The organism is Chryseobacterium sp. CFS15, assembly GCF_031118795.1.
Lineage (GTDB): Bacteria > Bacteroidota > Bacteroidia > Flavobacteriales > Weeksellaceae > Chryseobacterium > Chryseobacterium indoltheticum.
Window position 1 is genome coordinate 1 of the sequence record NZ_JAVHYL010000016.1, and the last position, 20,361, is coordinate 20,361.

Genomic DNA, 20,361 nt, shown 5'->3' on the forward strand with positions numbered 1-20,361 from the left:
AATGCTTCCGCCGAGTCTTTCAATGCGAAAATAAAAAACTTCAGATTACAATTAAGAGGCGTGCGGGATAAAACATTTTTTCTGTTCAGGTTGTCTAAACTTTTTGCCTAGCCCCCAAGTTTTGTGATTGATCCTATAATTATTAGCCACCCTTTTCAAACACCCTAAAATCAAAAACCTCTGAAAATCATATGATTTCAGAGGTTTTTTGTACCCAGGACCGGGATCGAACCGGTACTCCTAAGAACTGGTGTTTGAGACCAGCGCGTCTACCAATTCCGCCACCTGGGCTTGATGTTTACTCCAAACGTTATTGTTTGTTTCAAATTGGTGTGCAAATATAGGAACTTTTTTCAATGTTCAAAAGCTTTTTGAAGAAAAATTTTAAAAATTGAGTTCCAAACCATCGTAGGCTAGGTGCATTCCGTCGGGAAGTAACTTATCTTCAATATCATGCAGACCAAAATGGTGACTGATGTGAGTTAGAAATAATTTTTTAGGTTTTAATTCATCATATAATTTAATAACATCTGCTAATACGAAATGAGCAGGATGAGGATCAAATTTTCGAATACAGTTTAAAATAAGTATATCTAAATCTCTTAACTTTTCTTTTTCCAAATCAGAAATAAAGTTGGCATCGGTGATATAGGCGAGCTTTTTAAACTTGTAACCTAAGATGGAAATTTTATAATGTGTTACTTCGATAGGAGTGATTTCTGTATCTAAAACAGTGAACTTTTCGTGATCGATTTTATGTAAATCAAAAGCTGGTGCTCCTGGATAACGAATATCTGCAAAAGCATAAGGAAAACGGTTTTTCACTTCCTGTCCGACTCTTGAGAGACAATAAATGGGCATATTTTTACCGCTTTTAAAAATTAGCGGACGCATATCATCCAAACCAATCACATGGTCATTATGCTCATGGGTAAGAAGCGTAATGTCGATGTGGTTTTCTTTGTTGATAAGCATTTGCTGACGAAAATCTGGTCCGCAGTCGATCAGTATTTTCCTGTTTTCATCGGTGGTAATCATCGCTGAAGCCCGAAAACGAGTATCTTTTGGATCTTGAGAAGTACATACCTCACAGGTGCAACCGATAACGGGGACACCTTGTGAAGTTCCGGTTCCTAAAAATTTCAACTTCATTTGTTTTGAGGTTGGTTTAATTTTGGTAAATTTACGAAAAATTTAATGTCCTAATGTATCAGAAACTAACTCCTAAACAAAAAGCATTAACAATTAATCTAGATCCTACTATTTATGGTACTTTCGCAGAAATTGGAGCAGGGCAGGAAACTGTACGACACTTTTTTAGAGCAGGGGGGGCTTCCGGTACAATTGCTAAGGCAATGTCGGCTTACGACAAAGATTTTAGTGATGCCATCTACGGAAAAGAAGTAAAAAACAGGTATGTTACCCAAAACAGACTTAGAAAAATGCTTCGCTATGAAGTATCACTGATTGAAGAAAGAATTTCAAGAGACAGTAATCCCGGGAGAAAATATTTTTCTTATGCAAATACGGTAACGACCATCAATTTCGATAAAACTGTAAAAGGTCACGGTTGGGTCGGAATTCGTTTTCAGGTGAAAGAAAACGAAGATTACAACGAAATCGTAATTCACGTAAAATTCAAAGAGAACGATGCCACGTTGCAACAGGAAACATTGGGTAATCTTGGTGTGAATCTTATTTACGGCGCATATAATTATTATGATAACCCAAGAAGGTTGATAGAATCTCTTTATGATGAGGTTTCTACAGACAATCTTGAGATTGATATGATCGATTTCAGCGGTCCGGCTTTTGCTTATGTTGACAACAGATTGATGTCTTTACAACTGGTGAAAAATAATATGACCGATGCTGTGATCTTCAATTCTCAAGGAAACAACATGCTTCCTGCGGATATTCTATATAAGAAAAATATTTTTGCGGTAAGAGGAAGTTTCAGGCCAGTTACGAAAGTAAATATAGATATGCTGCGAAACGGAATGGATATGTTCCTGAAAGACGCAATCTGTACACAGGAAGAAACTGAGATACTTATTGAAATTACCATTTCAAACCTTCGTGCAGACGGAGATATTGATGAAAGAGATTTTCTTGATCGGGTAGATGTTTTGGGTAAATTAGGCTATACAGTTATTATTTCAAATTTCTCAGAATATTACAGATTGATTGATTATTTCTCACATTATACCAATGGTGATATTGGCGTAACGATGGGCGTTAATAATATGTTGATGGTTTTTGATGAGAAATATTATAAAGATCTTTCAGGAGGTATTTTGGAAGCTTTTGGTAAGTTTTTCAGAAACGGAATGAGAGTGTATTTATATCCTTACAAAGATCCTGAAACTCATGAATTGTTGGATTCTTCAAACTTAAAAGTGGAAGAAAACCTAAAAGAGCTGTACAAATATTTCAAACACAACAATCGTATTGTAGATATTACCAGCTACAATCCTGAGTTTTTGGAAATATATTCAAGAGAAATTCTAAGAAAAATTGCTTGTAATATCGGCGGTTGGGAAAACCAGGTTCCGGAAGGTGTTGCAGAAATGATAAAAGAAAGAGGGATGTTCGGGTTTAAAAACGAACTTTCTTTAAAACAATTTTCATAAAAAAATATTACAATGTCTGAAATAAAAAAAAGACTTTCGTCTATTCTTGAAAGTCCAAAACATAATACTGATGAGAAGCTTGAGAAAGTTTGTCATTTATTAGACCAGGAAATATCTTATTTCAACTGGACCGGTTTTTACTTTAAAAACGGTGATAAAGACGAATTGAAATTAGGTCCTTACGTAGGAGCTGAAACCGATCATATCATTATTCCTTACGGAAAAGGTATTTGCGGACAGGTGGCTGTTTCCAACGAAACATTTATTGTTCCCGATGTACATTTACAGGATAATTATCTGAGCTGTTCGATTGATACAAAAGCTGAAATTGTAGTTCCTATTTTTAAAAATGGAGAAAACATTGGTCAGATTGACATCGATTCTCATACGATCGATCCTTTTACAAAAGAAGATTTAGAATTATTGGAATGGCTTTGTAATGAGGTTTCAAAGATTTTGTAATCTTATCTCAATATAAAATAAAATATTTTGATATACCAACTAGCTACAAATATTAATTGAATTTTCTTTTTAATATATAATCCTCCTATAGCTTATTAGGCATATAAATCTTCCAGATATTCAAAAACCTTAAAAACGGAATTGATACACCTAAATCTATTATATCTCGAATAATAAACTGTAAAGTATGTCCCGTTCTGAAATAGCGATACAGATTATAGGTCAAAGATAACCAAAGCAAAAATGTTTTTGCTTTGGTTTTTTGTTTTGTAGGTTTTCGTTTTCAATACAGATTGTTCGTGCATTTGGTTTGGAGTTAAATAATGATTGGAAAAATGAGGGCTTATTTCATATCATAAGCAAGTGCAATGATAAAAAAACTTTTTCCATAATTATTTAATTAATTTTGTTCACGTTAAAACATAAATATATCATAATATTGAAATGCTAAAACTTTTTTTTAAGAAAGCAAATGCTTTTAGCCTAATACAAAAGAGATTTCCTTTAGATTACATAATCCCTGTATATCATTCTGTTGCAGATTCTTATTTGCCACACCTTAAGCATATTATAAATTATAAAAGCAGTCTGGAATTTGAAAAAGATTTAGACTATATGTCTACTCGATTTAATTTTGTAGATGTGCAAACATTTATAAAAAATCACGATAAGAAGATTAATAAACCGTATGCTTTGTTAACATTTGATGATGGATATAATGAATTCAGAGATGTTGTAGTGCCAATTTTATTGAGGAAAGGTATTTATGCTATTAATTACATAAATCCTGCATTTATAAAAAATGACGATATGATGTTTAGATTAAAAGTAAGTCTTATTATAGAGAGAATTCTAAACAAAGATTTTATGACACCAGATTCATTACAAAAGTCTCTTATGTTGTCCAATAATGCTTCTAAAAAAGATTTAATTACAAAAGTTAAAGCAATATCATATACAAGTCGACATCTTTTGAATCAAATAAGTATAGATATAAATTTAAGTTTTGATGACTATTTGAAAAATAATAAAATATACCTTAATATTGATGATTTACAATATATTCAAGATAAGGGTTTTGGTATTTCTGCGCACTCTTGGGATCATCCATACTTACCAGAGTTATCTATTAATGATCAAATCAAAAATATTCAACGATCTATAGACTTTATGGAAGAAAATGGATTTAGTACTGAGTCAATGGCATTTCCCTTTACCGATTTTGGCTTAAAGAGAAGCATGTTTAATACACTTTTTGAAGACAACAGAAATCTAAAATTTACTTTGGGTACTGCGGGTTTAAAATTTGATAGTGTAGACAAAAATTTACAGCGCGTGCCAATGGAAAATGGCTTTTCAGCTGCTGATGAAATTAATTTTGAGAGCAATTATTTTCATTTGAAAAAGATTTTTAATAAAAATAAAATTACTAGAAGATGATTGTCTTGAAATCTTTCAATAAAATTGCTTTATTCAACTTTATAAATTCAAAAGAATTTAATGCTTTATCTTTTCTTCCCATATCATATCACAGAGCAATTTCGCATATAAACAATCCTCATGTAAATAATGAAGATACAATTTTGATTCTGGCTTATTATGAAAATAAGCTAGCTGGTTATATAGGAATTTTGGCAGATGACATGAGGGTTAGTAATAAATTTATAAAGATTGGTTGGCTGAGTACACTTTTTGTACATCCTGATTATCGTGGTAAAAAAATTGCCCAAATGCTGCTAAAAGAAGCTTGTAACTCATATAAAGGAAATATTATAATTACAGAATATACGGAAGAAGCAAAGAATATGTATGAAAGAAGCAACTTATTTGTAATACAAAAACCATTATATGGTTCATCATATCATTTTTTATTTAATTTATCCGAAATTCTTCCTAAAAAAAATAAAAATTGGAATTATGTATATCCAGTTTTAAGACTAACGGATAAAATTATCAATGGATTTTTATACAGTATTCGTCGTAATAAAAGTTCGGAAAAGCACTTCTTAATTACAGAAGATTTGGATAGTGAAATTAAGGAATACATTAAACATCATGATAAATTAAAAATCTTCAATAGAAATGTCGAGGATATTAATTGGATTACAAATTATCCATGGATTCTAAATACTAATGAGAATAAGGAAAGCAGTTACCAGTTTTCTGATTTTGACAAAAGTTTTAGATATATATTTATTAAAATTTATGACGCTAATAATTTAGATACAGTCTTGATGCTTACAGTACGTAATGGAAAAGCAACTTTACAATTTATTTACGGAAATAAAAACAATAATAAAATAACCGAAGCTCTGATAATTTTCCTCAGTAAATTCAAAATAACAAATATTATAATTTATGATAAAGAAATAAATCAGAAATTAGAAAAAAAATATTTTATATATGTGAAAGAAAGAAATAGGAGCTTCATGATGCATAAAGATTTATCTGCAATTTTACCCTATGATTTCATATTTGATGTTTTAGCAGGTGATGGTGACCCAATCTTCACCTAAATTTAATGAAAAGCATAACATAGACATAATAATTTAAATCTTTTGAGACTACTAATATTCTGAAAATTCAAACGTGTATTTAAAAGTATAATTCTTACCCAAATATAATCTCCGATTTTTTAAGTCGGAGTTTTTTATGCTTTAAAATATCAATAGAAACTGGCTTTAGCCCGTTTAATAATTTTAAAAAAAACATTTGGCTTTAGCCAAAATTTAAATAATCTGAGTTCGGAATAAGAAATTGAACAAAACTTTTTACAACGCAAAGATTTTATTTTTAGGCTTATTATTTTAGGGAGCAAAGAATAGCAACAAGTCGCTGATGAAGCTTAAATAAAGCGAGAGCTTAATAAAATCAATTTATTGATTCTCCTCTTTGTTCCTTAAAATAAGATTTGCAAAAATCAAGTTTTGCGCTAAATAGAGTATTTTATGTTTAATTTGAATTCACGTTAAATATTAAATTCTGCAATCAGTTCTTTAAAATAATTTTCACACTTTGCAATATGTGTTCCGTACCACGAAAAAGCTTCACCATCTACAATCATAATCTTTTTATCAGGATAAACCTTTTTTAGTTCGGCAATATGTTTTTCTTTAAAAGGAAAAGGTTCCGAAGATAGCATAATGACATCTGCGTCAGCTAAATCTTCAGTCTTGCTTATTGGATAGCGGGTTTGGTTTTTAAATATACTTTCAAAACCAATTTCATTTAAAATATGATGAATAAATGTATCTGATCCCACCGTCATATAAGGATTATTCCAAATAAGATAGGCTACTTTTACTTTTGTGTTTATTTTGGTTTGATTGAGGATTTCGTAGATTTTTAGATTAAAAGCCTGTGCTCTTTCTTCTTTATTAAAAAGCAGACCCAAATTTTTCAATAAGTAATAATTATCTTCAATCGTTTCCGTATTGTAAACAATTACTTTGAAATCTTTCATCAAAATTTCAACCTGTTCTTTGACGTTTTCTTCTTTATTGGCTAAAATTAAATCTGGTTTAAGGCTTTTAATCTTCTCAATATTAAGATTTTTTGTTCCGCCGATAATATCTATATTTTTTATTTTTTCTGAAGGGTGAATACAGAATTTTGTTCTTCCGACAATTTCGTTTTCTGTTAATCCTAAATCAAATAAAGCTTCTGTAATCGAAGGAACGAGAGAAATTACTTTCATATGTAGATTTTATTGCGTTTTAAAAGTCATATGCAATCGCACTATTTTCACTATAATTTGGAAACCCAAACATGGCGATTTCATACAATTTTTAGACTTTGCCTAAAATTACAAAAGTTTTCCTGTTAAGAAAAGGCCGGCAACCGAGAAGTAAATAATTAATCCGGTGACATCTACCAAAGTTGCTACAAATGGAGCAGAAGATGTAGCGGGGTCTAGCTTTAATTTTTTAAGAATAAATGGAACCATAGAACCTGAAAGTGTTCCCCATAAAACGATCATCACTAAAGAAAATCCGACACTTAAGCCAATGTATGCCCAATGAATTCCGTAATCAAAAAATCCTGCTTTATGCCAGATCATAATTCTCAAAAATCCGATAATTCCTAAAATTCCACCTAAAAATAATCCGGTGAAAATTTCTTTTTTCATTACGTACCACCAGTCTTTTAAACCGATTTCCTGTAACGCCATCGCACGAATAATCAAAGTTGCGGCTTGTGAACCTGAATTTCCTCCACTTGAAATAATTAATGGTACAAATAATGCCAAAACAACGGCTTTCTGAATTTCATCTTCAAAAAATCCCATCGCAGAAGCGGTCAACATTTCAGAGAAAAATAAAATAATAAGCCACATTCCTCTTTTTTTGATCATTTCCATCAAAGAGGTTTGCGTATAAGGTAAATCTAAAGCTTCAAGTCCCCCGAATTTTTGAATATCTTCGGTATTTTGAGATTCAATTTGATCTAAAATATCATCAATCGTTACAATTCCTACCAAAACTCCGGCTTCGGTAATAATGGGAAGCGCTGTTCTGTCATATTTTTCAAAATAAGTAACGGCATCTTCTTTGGAAGTTGTTGTTTTAATAGCAACAAACTGATTATCTGTTAATTCTGAAACTAAAGTATCTTCTTCCACTAACAATAAACTTCCTAAAGCTAAATCGTCAATAAGATGATTTCTTTCATCCACAACATACAGATGATTGATGGTTTCTACTCTTTTCCCTACTTTTTTGATCTGCTGTAGACATCTTTTTACCGTCCATTCTTTTCGGATCTGGATGTAATAAGGAGTCATCAGACGCGCAATAGAATCAGAATTGTAACCGAGAAGTTTCAGGGCAATTCTTCTTTCCTGTGGATTAAGATGATTGATAGAATATTTTATCAGTTCATCCGGAAAATCCTCAAACAGAGCTGTTCTGTCATCGGGAGTCATCGCATTAAGAATGTCTGAAACGTCATCACTTCCAATGCTTCGGATAGTTTCTTCCTGGAAATCAGGATCTAAGTGCGAAAAAACATCGGCTTTGTATTCTTTCGGAACCTTCAGGAAAGCGAGTAGCCTTTCATCAGCGGGAAGTTCACTGAGTCTTTCGGCAATATCGGCGGGGTTAAAAGTAAGTTCGTGTGTAGAATTCAAAACCTGAAATTTTTGATATGCAAAAATAACTCAAATTTTTAGAATAGGAGAATGATGAAACAAATTTAAGGTTTATTTAAAGTTTAAAAACCAGCTTCTGCAGAAGGTTTTATCTTTCTTAATTCTTTAAGGATATTTTTCATGGCACCGTTGGTTCCTATTTTTATTGAATTTTCTGTGGAACCCAGAAGGCGCATGTTTTTTCGGTAAGTGTCATACTCTGAAGAGGTAACGAGATTACCTTCCGCATCAAAAAGTTTCATGCTTACGACAACCTGATTAGAGAAAACGTATTTTCCTAATCCTACTTTAAAATATTTTACTTTAGGAACAATGACAAAGTCGGCATCATTATTTTTACTATATTCGGTAATGGTTTTAGAATCGATGCTGTCAAAAGAGACCTGAATTTCAGATCTCAGCATTTTGTTTTTGCGAAAAGCGCTGATATTATCCGAAACTGCACTGAAGAATGCATGATTGGTTGGTTCTTTTATTTCTTCAATATCAGGTTCAACTTCAGGATTGAAATATAAAACTTTCTTTATTTTATCATGAGCTGAGGTTTTCTGTGCTTTCACAGAAGAAACACTGATGATAAATACAGAAGAAATAAGCGTATAAAATAAAAATTTTTTCATCTTTTTGTCGGCTGTAAAATTACTGTCTTTTAACGGGATGGCATAATATATTTAAGAATTTGTTAACATATTTTTCTATCAATTTTAATACATGGAATCAATAATGTCTCCAAACTATGGTAGATTGCTTAAATTATTATTAAAAAATGCTGATACTGTATTATTTAGAAAAATTACATGCTTCAATATTATTTTATTTCTGAATTTAAATTACTGTTTTGGTGATTAAAAAAATAGTCGTACTTTTGCAGCCGTTACATAATAATCATTAAACAATATTGGAATGTACTTAACAACAGAAAAAAAAGCAGAAATTTTCGCAAAACATGGAAAATCTGCACAAGACACAGGAACTGCTGAAGGGCAAGTAGCTCTTTTCACGTTCAGAATTAACCACTTATCTCAGCACTTGAAGGCAAATCGTCACGATTTCAATACTGAAAGATCTTTGGTGAAATTAGTAGGTAAGAGAAAAAGCTTATTAGATTATCTTAAGAAAAAAGATATCACAAGATATAGAGCAATTATTGCTGAACTTGGTTTAAGAAAATAATCTATCCGATTTCCAAAATAAAGAAGCAACTTCGAAAGAGGTTGCTTTTTTTATTGCTGTTTTTTGGAATTCTGAAAAATTGAACATTAAAATTTACAAATCTTTAAAGAAATCGTTTAAATTTGCTCGTTTTTAAAATTAAACTACAGATTTGAAATATTTTTATCTCTTTTTCTTTCTTTTGACGTCAGCTTTTTACAATTCTCAGGAAATGGATACTGTTCGAAGATCAAATTTGCAAGGTTCTGTAAGTATGCAGTTTGGGAAGTTTTTGGGAACAAATGATTACCTCAAAAAACTTAAACACAGAGATGTTATCGGTGCTTCTGCTGAGCTTACCGTGCAAACTGATGGCAGCCAGGAATGGCATAAAAGATTTGGAAGACCTTATTATGGTGGCGGTATTGTAGCTTTTGATTATCTGAAAAACAGTGAAATGGGAAAACCTTTTGCTGTTTACGGAACTTTTGGTGGAGCCATCAAAGAAACACCCACACATTCCTGGAACTATGAGACAAGCGGAGGTTTTGCCTTCAACTGGACTCCGTATGATTTGAAAAAAGGATATGTTAATCAGACTTTTGGTTCTTCCGTAAGTATTTACATTAATTTAGGAGCTAACTATAAATATTATCTGGGGAAACATTTTGACTTAGGTTTAGGCTTAAATTTTAATCATTTTTCAAATGGGGCTCTAAAGCTTCCGAATAAAGGGATGAATACTTTTTCTCCAAAATTATCTCTCACTTATCATTTTGATGAAAGACAATTTGCTCCAAAAGATTCTTTATCAGCATTTGACAAATATTCTACGCTGGATGTGAATGTTTTCGGAGCGGTAAGGCATTCTATTTTTTATGGAGTAGATCCGGGATTTCAGGCTGATGATGTAGATATGATCAGAAAATTTGAAGGTAAATACTACCAGAACTGGGGAATAGAAACGGTGTATCACAGACAGGTTACTTATAGATCATCTTTGGGCTTGGGGATTGGTCTCATGTATGACGAAGATTACAATCACAAGTTTTATCAGGATGAAAACGGAATAATCCAAAGTACAAAAAGATTTCAACGGGATCAGCTTTTATTAAATATATTCCCTTCTTACCGACTTTCGATTTCAAAATTTGCGATTCAGATTCAGCCGGGATTCTATATATTTAAAAAAGAAATTGACCGACGTTATGATAAAACTATTTTCTATCAGAGAGTAGGTTTTCAGTATACTGTCGGAAAAAATCTGTTGATAGGCATCGGTTTGAGATCCTTTAAATTTCATAAAGCAGATTATATAGAATGGAGGCTCGGTTACAGGATTTTTAATAAGAAAAATCCGTAATTGATATGAATTGAATGACTGAAATTGAGCCTCAAGAAGTTTCGATATTCTATTTAAAACAAAAACACTAAATTTGCATCACATTTAGACGAAAATATCAATAATTAAAGTGCTCAATACGGAGCGCAACACAAAACAATTTATGAGTATACCTCAAGCAATTACAGAGTTGATTACTCTTGCAGACGGCAGAGAAATCACATTAGAAACAGGGAAACTGGCAAAACAAGCTGACGGATCTGTAGTAGTAAAAATGGGCGGAACAATGCTTTTAGCAACCGTAGTAGCAAGTAAAGAAGCTAAAGACGGTGTAGATTTCTTACCATTAACAGTAGATTACAGAGAAAAATTCTACGCTGGTGGAAAGATCCCCGGAAACTTTTTCAGAAGAGAAGCTAGACCTTCAGATCAGGAAATCCTGACGATGCGTTTGGTAGACAGAGTTTTGAGACCATTATTCCCGGAAGATTTCCACGCAGAAGTTCAGGTGATGATTTCATTGATTTCTTATGACGGAGAATCTATTCCTGATGATTTGGCGGGTCTTGCAGCATCTGCAGCGATTGCTATCACAGATATTCCTTTCAACGGACCAATGTCTGAAGTAAGAGTAGTAAGAATCAACGGTGAACTTTCTGTAAACCCTAAATTTGAAGATCTTAAAATTGCTGACCTTGATATCATGGTGGGAGCAACTAAAGATTCTATCGTAATGGTAGAAGGTGAGATGAAAGAGATTTCTGAAGCAGAAATGTTGGAAGCTATCCAGTTCGCTCACGTTGAAATTAAAAAACAAGTTGAAGCTCAGGAAAGATTAGCTGAAAAAGTAGGCAAATCTTTACCAAAAAGAGAATACAGCCACGAAAATCACGACGAAGCAATTCGTGAAAAAGTGTGGAAAGAAACTTACGATAAAGTATATGAAGTAGCAAAAACTCCTTCAGGAAAAGAAGAAAGAGGTGAGAAATTCAAAGCTGTTTTGGCGGAATTTTTAGCTCAATATGTAGAAGATGCTGAAGAGTTGGAAAGAGTAACTCCTTTCGCAAAAGTATACTACCACGATGTTGAAAAAGAGGCGATGCGTCAGATGATTATCAATGACAAAATCCGTCTTGATGGTCGTGATCCTGAAACAATTCGTCCAATCTGGAGCGAAATCGATTATTTACCGGGAGCTCACGGTTCTGCAATCTTTACTAGAGGTGAAACTCAGTCTTTAACAGCTGTAACTTTAGGTTCAGTAAAAGATGCAAACATGGTAGACAGCGTAATGGTAAATTATGACGAAAGATTCTTCTTACATTATAACTTCCCTCCGTTCTCAACGGGTGAAGCTCGTCCTTTAAGAGGAACATCAAGAAGAGAGGTTGGTCACGGAAACTTAGCTCAGAGAGCTTTGGCAAACATGATTCCTGAAGAAAATCCTTATACTATCCGTATCGTTTCTGATATTTTAGAATCAAACGGTTCGTCTTCTATGGCGACAGTTTGTGCAGGAACATTGGCTTTGATGGATGCAGGTATTCAAATTACAAAACCAGTTTCCGGGATTGCAATGGGATTGGTAACTGACGTAAAAACCGGAAAATTCACTGTACTTTCTGATATCTTAGGAGACGAAGATCACTTAGGTGATATGGACTTTAAAGTAACAGGAACTGCAGACGGAATCACAGCTTGTCAGATGGATATCAAAATCCAGGGACTTTCTATGGATATCATGGAGAAAGCGCTTCTACAAGCTAGAAACGGAAGACTTCATATTCTTGATAAATTAAATGAAACTATTTCTGCACCAAGAGAAGATGTGAAACCTCACGCTCCGAAAATGGTAATGATGGAAATCTCTAAAGATTTCATCGGTGCTGTAATCGGACCTGGTGGAAAAATCATTCAGCAAATGCAGAAAGATACGGATACGGTTATCGCAATTGAAGAAGTTGGTGAGATCGGAAGAATCGAAATTTCTGGTGTTAGCAGAGAAAAGATCAACGATGCGATTGCAAGAATCAATGAGATTACTTTTGTACCTGTTGTAGGTGAAGTTTACCAAGGTAAAGTAGTGAAAGTAATGGATTTTGGAGCTTTCGTAGCGATTGCAAAAGGAACTGAAGGATTACTTCACATTTCTGAAATCGAATGGGCTCGTCTTGATAAAGTTCCTTACAAAGAAGGTGATGAAGTTGAGGTGAAATTTATGGGGTATGATGACCGTAAGAAAATGAAACTTTCAAGAAAAGTTTTGTTGCCAAGACCACCAAGACCTGAGCAAAAACCAAGAGAAGAAGGACAAGGAAGACCAGAAGGACAAAACAGACCTGAAAGACCTGCGAGACCGGAAAGTAAAGTAAACCCGGAAGGAAGAGACCAGCCGGGAGAGCACAAGCCTTTGAACGAAGCTTAATAAAAGTCCTTAAGGGACGATTTAATACAGCATAGGATGTAAATTCTATGATCATAAAAGTAAACCACCGAAATTTTCGGTGGTTTTTTTATGTACAAAGTTTTAATAGTCATTTTCACGTTAAGAATTGAAAACACGATTTGAAAAGACTGAAAGCAAATGTTTATGATTTTCAATGTGCTGACATTGTAAACCGTGAAGGATTAAAGATTAATAAAGGAATGATGTTTTGCCATTTTTAAAAGCATTAAAATAGATTGAATTTCAAATAATTATATGCCAGACAGGTGAAGTTACAATCTTTTGTTGTATATTTGCATTTAATTAATAAGAAGGTTTCTATCTTTGCTTTAGCGGTAATAGTTTAGAATATTCATTTTTTCTCTCAGTTTTCACTTTCTTAATGTCTTAAATGGATCTTTATTCCGATAATATTTTCTTAAGACAATCTGAATCATCATTACTGAAAAACAATTAAGATACCTTTTTTACTTCACAGAAGAAGTATTATTGGTTATTGGGGTTATATAATACATCCCTAAAAAAGTCAGTTTAAACAAATAAATTTTATACAATATATGGCGGATTCTTTCTCTAAAAAAGAAAATTTCAAGAAAAAAGTTCAAAAAGCAAAGGAAAAAGCTCAAAAAAGAGAAGAGCGTAAAACCAGCAACAACAAAGGTAAAGGTCTAGACGACATGATCATGTACGTGGATGCCAATGGGCAGTTGACTTCTACACCACCGGATAACAGCAACGTTGAAGATTTTGATATCAACAACATTCAGCTGGGTGCAGCTCCTATCGAAGCTGAAGAATTGATTAAGACAGGAATTGTAACGTTTTTCAGTGAAAAAGGTTACGGTTTTATTACAGAAGACGGTTCGAAAGAAAATGTTTTCTTCCACAGTAACAACTGTATGGAACCTATCAAAAAAGGAAACAAAGTATCTTTTGAAAAAGAGAAATCTCCAAAAGGTTTTGTTGCAGTAGAAATCAGAATGGTTAAATAATTATTCGATTTTTGGTACTGAAACCCAATAGATCATATCATATAAAAGGCTCCAATAGGAGCCTTTTTGTTTTTAGTTAGTGAAAGATTTTTATTCTAAAATTTGTTAATATTTTTCTGTGATGGAAGAGTTGAAGTTTGCATCCCAAGAATGTAATTTTGCAACGTAAGAATATAGTTTTACAATGCAAGAATATGATTTCTCAACGTAAAAATATAAGTTCACAATGCAAGAATGTAATTCTGCATCGTGCCAATTTGAAATAACATCGCAAAAAAATAAAGTTACATAACAACAATGTAACTTTACATTGCAAGAATATTGAGTTACTATGCTTCAACATTCTTTTGAACACAAAAAATATTATTTTCTATTCGTAAATTCTATTGCTGAAACGTTTGTATACTCAGGAGATGTTGCACCGTAGAGGCTTTTCACATATTTTTTGACGTTCTGGGCGATGGTGTACAATCCCGCACCCTCTGCATATAAAATTTTATCTCTTTCTATCAATTTGGTATTGAGCTCGGCTTCTGTCTGGTCGACACCCTGAGTAGCACTCATTAATGATGCGTGATAGGTGGTGAGGTTGTTTAATTTTAAATCTTCTTCATTCGGTGTGTAGCCCGGAATGGTTGCCAATAACTGGAGAAGAATCCCGAAATTTTCAGCCTGTTGGGTGAAAGACTGGCGGGAAGTGGAAGCTGTTTTGGAAGCTTCTTTACCTTCTTCGGGTGGAGTGGTGGTTTTCTTTGAGCTGCCCTGAATTGCACGGTTCATTGATCTTGCCTGATCTAATGTTCCTTGTGGCAATCCTAAAATTTCGAGCAGATTAACGATTTTGGTACATGTCGATTTTAGATTTTCGAAAGCAGTCTGACGAATGATGATTGCGTTTTTGTTGGCGTTTCGTTTATCTTCCACCTCAGCTAATTTTGCAGTGGCTGTGGTGTACAATGTCTGAAGATTGGCTAATGCAATGTTTTCAATTGGTGGATTGTAAAGGCTGTAGGTGGTAACTTGTTGTGTGATTTTTTGAAGGTTCGCTACATTTTTAGCGTGCCCAACTTCTGAAGTACTTGACATAATATTTGTGTTTTTAAATTTGTAATTCAAATATAAATATTATTTTGAATAGAATTGATTTTGAAGTGAAATATTTTGATAATCAGGATATTATGTTAAATGGGGTAATGGACAACCCTGGCGTCGAGGCTAGGGTTTTTATATTGGAAGCACGGATTGCAAATCCGCGCTATCGGGCTAAAAGATTCTGATCATAGTTTTTAAATTATTAAACGCAAAGATTTTATCTTTAAATTTTCTATTTTAGAATGCAAAAGCAAATAAATTTGCTTCGCAAAGCTTGAGCAAAAGCATAATAAAATCAACTTGTTAATTCTTTTTACTTTATTATAAAGGGATAAAATTCACCTTTGCATTAAATAGATAATGGGCTCAAAGTTAAGTGAAGCACGGATTACAAATCCGCGCTATCGTATCATCATATAAAAGGCTCCAATCGGAGCCTTTTTTGTTTTTTAATTACTGTATAGAGAATTTCTTATTTCCACTAAAAGTCTGGTTGTTTTTTCTACATCAGGAAATTCAGGAAGTGTAGACTTTGAATGATGATATTCAATCGACTTAATCAGCTGTTCCGCTTTCTTCATTACATTATCATACGACCAGTTTCCGGCTTTGATGTCTAATAATTCATCCCGATTTTCGACCCGAATCTCTAACGACCCGGTTTTAAAGATATGTTCACAAGACTGTAACAAACGAATCGTGTGCATCATATTTTTGCTGTCGTAGTTTTGTCCGTGGTTCTGGTTGACGTTGTAGCGGTCTTCATTTCTTTCTGAAACCCACTTCCAATATTCGCGGTAATCTTTACAATAGGTGGAGTAGGCGTCTAGATTACAAAACATAAAAGCCAACGATTGTTCACCTTTCGGAACAGATGAAACAGAAACCTGATTGGCTTCTTCATTTTGAATGATTCCTTTGTAACCTAAATCTCTCGATTCATCGTAGAAAAGCGCAAACATTCCTTTGGTATTGTCGATGCTAACCAATCCGCATTTTTCCTGAATTAAACCACCCCGTCCTTCGGACACCCCTCTAGAGGAGGGGAATTCATGCAGCCATTTTTTCAACGGAGTTGAACCGTTGTTTTCTAAAATATAACAGAAATCAAGGATTGATTTTCTTTCTTTATCAATTGGATTTAAAATCTTTTTATTGAGTCCTTTTGCTTTTTTGATCTGCGAAATTGCATAACCAGCAAAGGTATCTTTACATAATTTCGATAAGAAATCTTCAGGCTTCAGTAAATCCATCAACGGGTTTGTATGCTGAATACAGTCTTCCGGACTTGCCATGATTTCCAGAATATTCGGATTGTTTTTCTGTAATAATTCAACAAACCTCCCAATTTCGTAATACGAAATATCATTAGTTTCATTTGAGATCTGCGGAATATAGTTTAAACCAAAAAAGTCTTCTTTTGGTAAATAGTATACTCCACGGATGTCTGTGTCTGAGTTTTCGGTTGCGAGCCCGAAAGAGCGGCTTCCGGAGATGGATTGGAAGAGGATGAGGTTTTTATTTTTTAGGGTTTGGATGGTCATTTTAAATCTTATTGTACAAAATTAAAATTAACTGTGGAAAAATGATTATTTTTGTAATTATAATTACAATGAGCCAATTCGATTACATAAAAGATATAGCAAAATATGGTCTTGAAAACGATCAAGAAAAACTACTGTCTGTTTTAAATGAATTGATCGATCATTCTAAAAATACAAAGAAGTTAAATTTCGCAATACAATTACAGTCAATTCTAAAAGATTCTCTTAAGCAACAACGAAATAATTCACTAACCAAAGTTGGTTCTGAATCTTATTTCAACCGAATTGAAGATAAGGAGGTTGGAGAGTTAATATTAGAAAAACTAACTTCTAACTACAGACTTGATAATATAGTTGCTGATAATTCTGTAATTCATAGTTTACAGTATTTTATTGAAGAGCATCAAAAAGCTGAATTACTCAGAAAGTTTGATTTACCTATCGCTAATAAATTATTGTTACATGGGCCTTCTGGTTGTGGTAAAACTTTAGCATCATATGTTGTTGCAGGAGAGTTAGATAAGATGATGGTTGTTATAAATTTGGGGGCAATTGTATCATCAAAATTAGGAGAGACAAGTAAAAATTTATCCAAAATATTTAGAAAGGCTGCATCTGAAGATTGTATAATATTTATAGATGAATTTGATTCCTTGGGTAAAGTTAGAGACTATTCGCAAGACCATGGAGAAATGAAGAGAGTTGTAAATACTATTCTACAATTATTCGATTATCTTCCTCAAAATAGCATTGTTATTGCTGCCACTAATCAAAAAGAAATGCTAGATGAAGCATTACTTAGAAGGTTTGATTTTTCCATCGGATTTAATTTACCAACAGAAAAAGAAATAAAAGAGTTAGTATTATTGACTCTTAAAAACGGTAATTTTTCTTTTGATAGCAAAATAAAAGCAAACAGAGTAATTAAAAGTTCTTTTGGATTATCTTATTACAGTATTCAAAAGACATTAGTTACAGCTATAAAAAGAAGTTTATTTGCTATTGATAATCCAGAAAATATAATTTCTGCCAAAATTGATACATCAATATGGCAGAAATTAGTTGATATAGAAAAAGAATCTATAGGAGTTTAATTTTCGGCATCAAGTTCTATATCTAAATTATTTAAGATTTCGATATGACTGTTTATTTCTAACATTTCTGAGTATAAGTTTTCAGTTCCTTCATTCGTTATTATTTCCGTTATTTTTATAACTATCGAAAATTCATGTGGTGATTTTGATAGTTCGTTGATATAGTCATTTTTAGATAAACATCTAACAGCTAAGGCAACAGTATCATTTAAATTATTAAAATCGTTTGGTTGAATTTTATAAGACATAAATTGACTATTGGAAAATTGTCTGTTATCAATACCAAAATGATCTTCGCTCCACGTTATAGAATTCTTTATACTAAAATCTTTTTGAATAGCATTTTCAAAAATTTTGACATCTACATTTTTTATTAAACTAAATGACATATGTAATGGTAAATAATCTAATTGATTATTCTTAGTAGGTAAAAAACTATAACACAAAGAAATATCAAATTGTAATTTATTACCAGAATTTTTAATATATGAAGGAAGAATAATAGGAATATTAATTATTTCGCCAACTTTAATCGCATCTTCAATAATAAAAGTTATACAATCATTAGTATTTTCGATTAATTCTTTTTTATTAGGTTTGCCAAAGCCAATTAAGCTTTTTAATAACGTCTCAGATTTCTCCTTAAAATGAGGAGCTTTAAAATAGTTTGCTGAATTTACTAATAATGCTTTTACAGTTTGAGTTCTAAGAGTAGGATACTCATTTAAAATTTCTGCTGCATATGAAGTAATTAAAGGAGTTGCTAGACTAGTTCCACATGATCTTCCATAAAACTTATCATCGATTACCATTGGAGATCTTAAAATCTCTAATCCTGCTTTAGCATCAAATAAATCACCTCCATAAAAAACAAAATCTGGCTTATTCAAATGCTTGTTTTTCTGTTTAATGATCTGAGAATTGATTGTTTGAGTATAATCATAGTGGAACTTTCTTGTATAATACGCAGGGTATAGTTCATTGGGTGTTATATCTGAATGGTCAATATCTTCCATATTTCCTGCAAGTGCTCCAATTGATACATTATTTAGTGATTCAGATGGCGAACAAATATTTGTGTCTTCACAATTATGAACTTGTGTTGTACTATCTAACTTATAAAAAAAATCAGGATAATCGTGATCGGGATGAGGTTCATCAAAAATTAAAGATTTTAAACTATCATTATTAAAATTACCTACAGAAATGAAAATTAAGATATCTTCTTCAAAAGCGAGCTTATCTAATTCATATGAAAACTGACTAAATGTTTCATTATATTTTTTAGCATTAGGAATTACTAAGGACATATTGAAAATTCTAATTCTATAATTTTTTTTAGCAAATTTAATGTCATCTAATAATCTTGGAATATCAAGTGGGTCATTGTCTTGTTGTAAAACTTTAATGACAAAAATTTTAGCCTTTGCATTATACGTTTCCTTAATATTATTATAAAACTCATCTCCTAATACTACCAATCCAGCTACCATCGTACCATGACCAACTTCATCCCAAAAAGCTCCATTACCTGTATGATCAATATTATTTTTTAAAATTATATTTTTTAATGGTTGAATTCTTTCAACTCCTGTATCTATAATACCAACAGTTGTTACATAATCATTGAGTTCTACTTCAAATTCATAATCTCTTATAGGTCCATTATAACCAGGTATGAGCTTTTGTGTTCTGGAACTAGTAATTGCTTTAACAATATCAAAATTGTCGGCTATAAATTGAATTTCATCTTTTTTAATTTTTTTAATTTCTAAAATACTATCATGATCCTCAGAATATGAGTAATTTAATTTTTTTTCTTCTAAATAGTTAAATAATGTTCCTTTTTGTTCAATGAAAACAGAATCAACACTTTCAATAAAATTTAATAAAACTCCTTCATTGATATAAGTTTGAATTCTTGCCTTGCTATCAATGAATTCAAATTTATAAATTAATGCTAGTATATTATAATCCTTATTTTGATATGATGTTCCTCTTGGACTATCAATAATTGTTTGTATGTGATTTTTAAAATATTCAAACAATAATGAATCTACAATTTCAAAAACAATAGTTTTATTAAAATCTTTATATTCAATTGGAATAATTCCATATTTTTCTAGGAATTTAAGTTTTAGATCAGAACTGAATATATTATAAAATTTGATTTTGATTATATCAATATACTTAGAAAATTTAATAGTTCTTTTTATATTTCTATTTTTACGTTTAGCGTAAAAAGTAATATTATATTCTCTTAAATTTTCTTTTTGATATTCTTCAATTATTTTTGTCTCATTTTGTTCAATCTCATCTTGATTCTCTTCTTCATTTTTTTTACTACCTCCAACATTTCTTTGTCTGTTAAATTTTGGATGGCTTGATTTGTCATTGTTTAAAAATAGATGTCTATTCATGGTGGTATGTTTATATTTGTAAATTAATACTATTT

At 32.1% G+C, this 20,361-nt stretch carries 16 protein-coding genes, 1 tRNA gene and 1 pseudogene; 10 read left to right on the top strand and 8 right to left on the bottom strand.

The features are described from left to right. Nucleotides 1-111 (top strand): annotated as a pseudogene (locus OH814_RS19020) (DDE transposase); the annotation flags it as partial. A 100-nt stretch (nucleotides 112-211) separates the two neighbouring features. Here the strand turns inward: OH814_RS19020 and OH814_RS19025 are convergent. Both OH814_RS19025 and OH814_RS19030 read right to left on the bottom strand, forming a co-directional pair. Beyond that, nucleotides 212-291: transfer RNA gene (locus OH814_RS19025), tRNA-Leu, on the bottom strand. A 93-nt stretch (nucleotides 292-384) separates the two neighbouring features. Beyond that, nucleotides 385-1,152, bottom strand: coding sequence for an MBL fold metallo-hydrolase (locus OH814_RS19030; RefSeq protein ID WP_308829248.1), 768 nt, complete (start codon nucleotides 1,150-1,152; stop codon nucleotides 385-387). Nucleotides 1,153-1,205: 53 nt separating this feature from the next. On the opposite strand from OH814_RS19030, the gene OH814_RS19035 reads away from it, so the two are divergent. The 4 genes from OH814_RS19035 (at nucleotide 1,206) to OH814_RS19050 (ending at nucleotide 5,611) form a co-directional block, all read left to right on the top strand. Then, nucleotides 1,206-2,633 carry a TonB-dependent receptor gene (locus OH814_RS19035; RefSeq protein ID WP_123885696.1) on the top strand — a complete coding sequence of 476 codons (1,428 nt, stop codon included), beginning with the start codon at nucleotides 1,206-1,208 and terminating at the stop codon, nucleotides 2,631-2,633. A 12-nt stretch (nucleotides 2,634-2,645) separates the two neighbouring features. Next, a complete protein-coding gene (locus tag OH814_RS19040) occupies nucleotides 2,646-3,095 on the top strand; it encodes a GAF domain-containing protein (RefSeq protein WP_076562314.1) in 450 nt (149 codons plus the stop codon). Between the two features lie 444 nt (nucleotides 3,096-3,539). Further along, complete coding sequence (locus tag OH814_RS19045) at nucleotides 3,540-4,535, top strand: polysaccharide deacetylase family protein (RefSeq protein WP_308829249.1); 996 nt, start codon at nucleotides 3,540-3,542, stop codon at nucleotides 4,533-4,535. Continuing rightward, nucleotides 4,532-5,611: a GNAT family N-acetyltransferase gene (locus tag OH814_RS19050; protein ID WP_308829250.1), complete on the top strand. Its 1,080-nt coding sequence runs from the start codon at nucleotides 4,532-4,534 to the stop codon at nucleotides 5,609-5,611. Before OH814_RS19045 ends, OH814_RS19050 begins: the two co-directional genes overlap by 4 nt. Before the next feature lie 452 nt (nucleotides 5,612-6,063). Here the strand turns inward: OH814_RS19050 and OH814_RS19055 are convergent, their stop codons facing one another. From OH814_RS19055 to OH814_RS19065, 3 genes are all read right to left on the bottom strand, one after another. Beyond that, entirely contained in the window at nucleotides 6,064-6,792 is a 729-nt protein-coding gene (locus OH814_RS19055; protein WP_308829251.1) for a helical backbone metal receptor, read from the bottom strand. Nucleotides 6,793-6,900: 108 nt separating this feature from the next. Next, the gene (gene mgtE, locus OH814_RS19060; protein ID WP_115619831.1) at nucleotides 6,901-8,223 is read right to left on the bottom strand and encodes a magnesium transporter; all 1,323 of its coding nucleotides are present in this window, start codon (nucleotides 8,221-8,223) and stop codon (nucleotides 6,901-6,903) included. 83 nt (nucleotides 8,224-8,306) lie between these two features. Then, nucleotides 8,307-8,864: a pyruvate decarboxylase gene (locus OH814_RS19065; protein ID WP_115619830.1), complete on the bottom strand. Its 558-nt coding sequence runs from the start codon at nucleotides 8,862-8,864 to the stop codon at nucleotides 8,307-8,309. 283 nt (nucleotides 8,865-9,147) lie between these two features. Between OH814_RS19065 and rpsO the strand changes: the two genes are divergently transcribed. The 4 genes from rpsO (at nucleotide 9,148) to OH814_RS19085 (ending at nucleotide 14,176) form a co-directional block, all read left to right on the top strand. Continuing rightward, entirely contained in the window at nucleotides 9,148-9,417 is a 270-nt protein-coding gene (gene rpsO, locus OH814_RS19070; RefSeq protein ID WP_027386233.1) for a 30S ribosomal protein S15, read from the top strand. A 211-nt stretch (nucleotides 9,418-9,628) separates the two neighbouring features. After that, nucleotides 9,629-10,759 (top strand): acyloxyacyl hydrolase, encoded by a 1,131-nt coding sequence (locus OH814_RS19075; RefSeq protein ID WP_308829252.1) that lies wholly within the window; start codon nucleotides 9,629-9,631, stop codon nucleotides 10,757-10,759. 142 nt (nucleotides 10,760-10,901) lie between these two features. Next, nucleotides 10,902-13,163 carry a polyribonucleotide nucleotidyltransferase gene (locus OH814_RS19080; RefSeq protein ID WP_076562309.1) on the top strand — a complete coding sequence of 754 codons (2,262 nt, stop codon included), beginning with the start codon at nucleotides 10,902-10,904 and terminating at the stop codon, nucleotides 13,161-13,163. A 578-nt stretch (nucleotides 13,164-13,741) separates the two neighbouring features. Next, nucleotides 13,742-14,176, top strand: coding sequence for a cold-shock protein (locus OH814_RS19085; protein WP_076562308.1), 435 nt, complete (start codon nucleotides 13,742-13,744; stop codon nucleotides 14,174-14,176). A 363-nt stretch (nucleotides 14,177-14,539) separates the two neighbouring features. On the opposite strand, the gene OH814_RS19090 is transcribed toward OH814_RS19085, so the two are convergent. Both OH814_RS19090 and OH814_RS19095 read right to left on the bottom strand, forming a co-directional pair. Then, nucleotides 14,540-15,262 carry a hypothetical protein gene (locus OH814_RS19090; RefSeq protein WP_308829253.1) on the bottom strand — a complete coding sequence of 241 codons (723 nt, stop codon included), beginning with the start codon at nucleotides 15,260-15,262 and terminating at the stop codon, nucleotides 14,540-14,542. A 455-nt stretch (nucleotides 15,263-15,717) separates the two neighbouring features. Further along, nucleotides 15,718-16,812 (bottom strand): DNA polymerase beta superfamily protein, encoded by a 1,095-nt coding sequence (locus OH814_RS19095; RefSeq protein ID WP_308829254.1) that lies wholly within the window; start codon nucleotides 16,810-16,812, stop codon nucleotides 15,718-15,720. Nucleotides 16,813-16,880: 68 nt separating this feature from the next. On the opposite strand from OH814_RS19095, the gene OH814_RS19100 reads away from it, so the two are divergent. Next, nucleotides 16,881-17,906 (top strand): ATP-binding protein, encoded by a 1,026-nt coding sequence (locus OH814_RS19100; protein ID WP_308829255.1) that lies wholly within the window; start codon nucleotides 16,881-16,883, stop codon nucleotides 17,904-17,906. Here OH814_RS19100 and OH814_RS19105 read toward each other — a convergent pair. Next, nucleotides 17,903-20,326 carry a S8 family peptidase gene (locus OH814_RS19105; RefSeq protein ID WP_308829256.1) on the bottom strand — a complete coding sequence of 808 codons (2,424 nt, stop codon included), beginning with the start codon at nucleotides 20,324-20,326 and terminating at the stop codon, nucleotides 17,903-17,905. The genes OH814_RS19100 and OH814_RS19105 overlap by 4 nt on opposite strands. Nucleotides 20,327-20,361 lie beyond the last annotated feature (35 nt).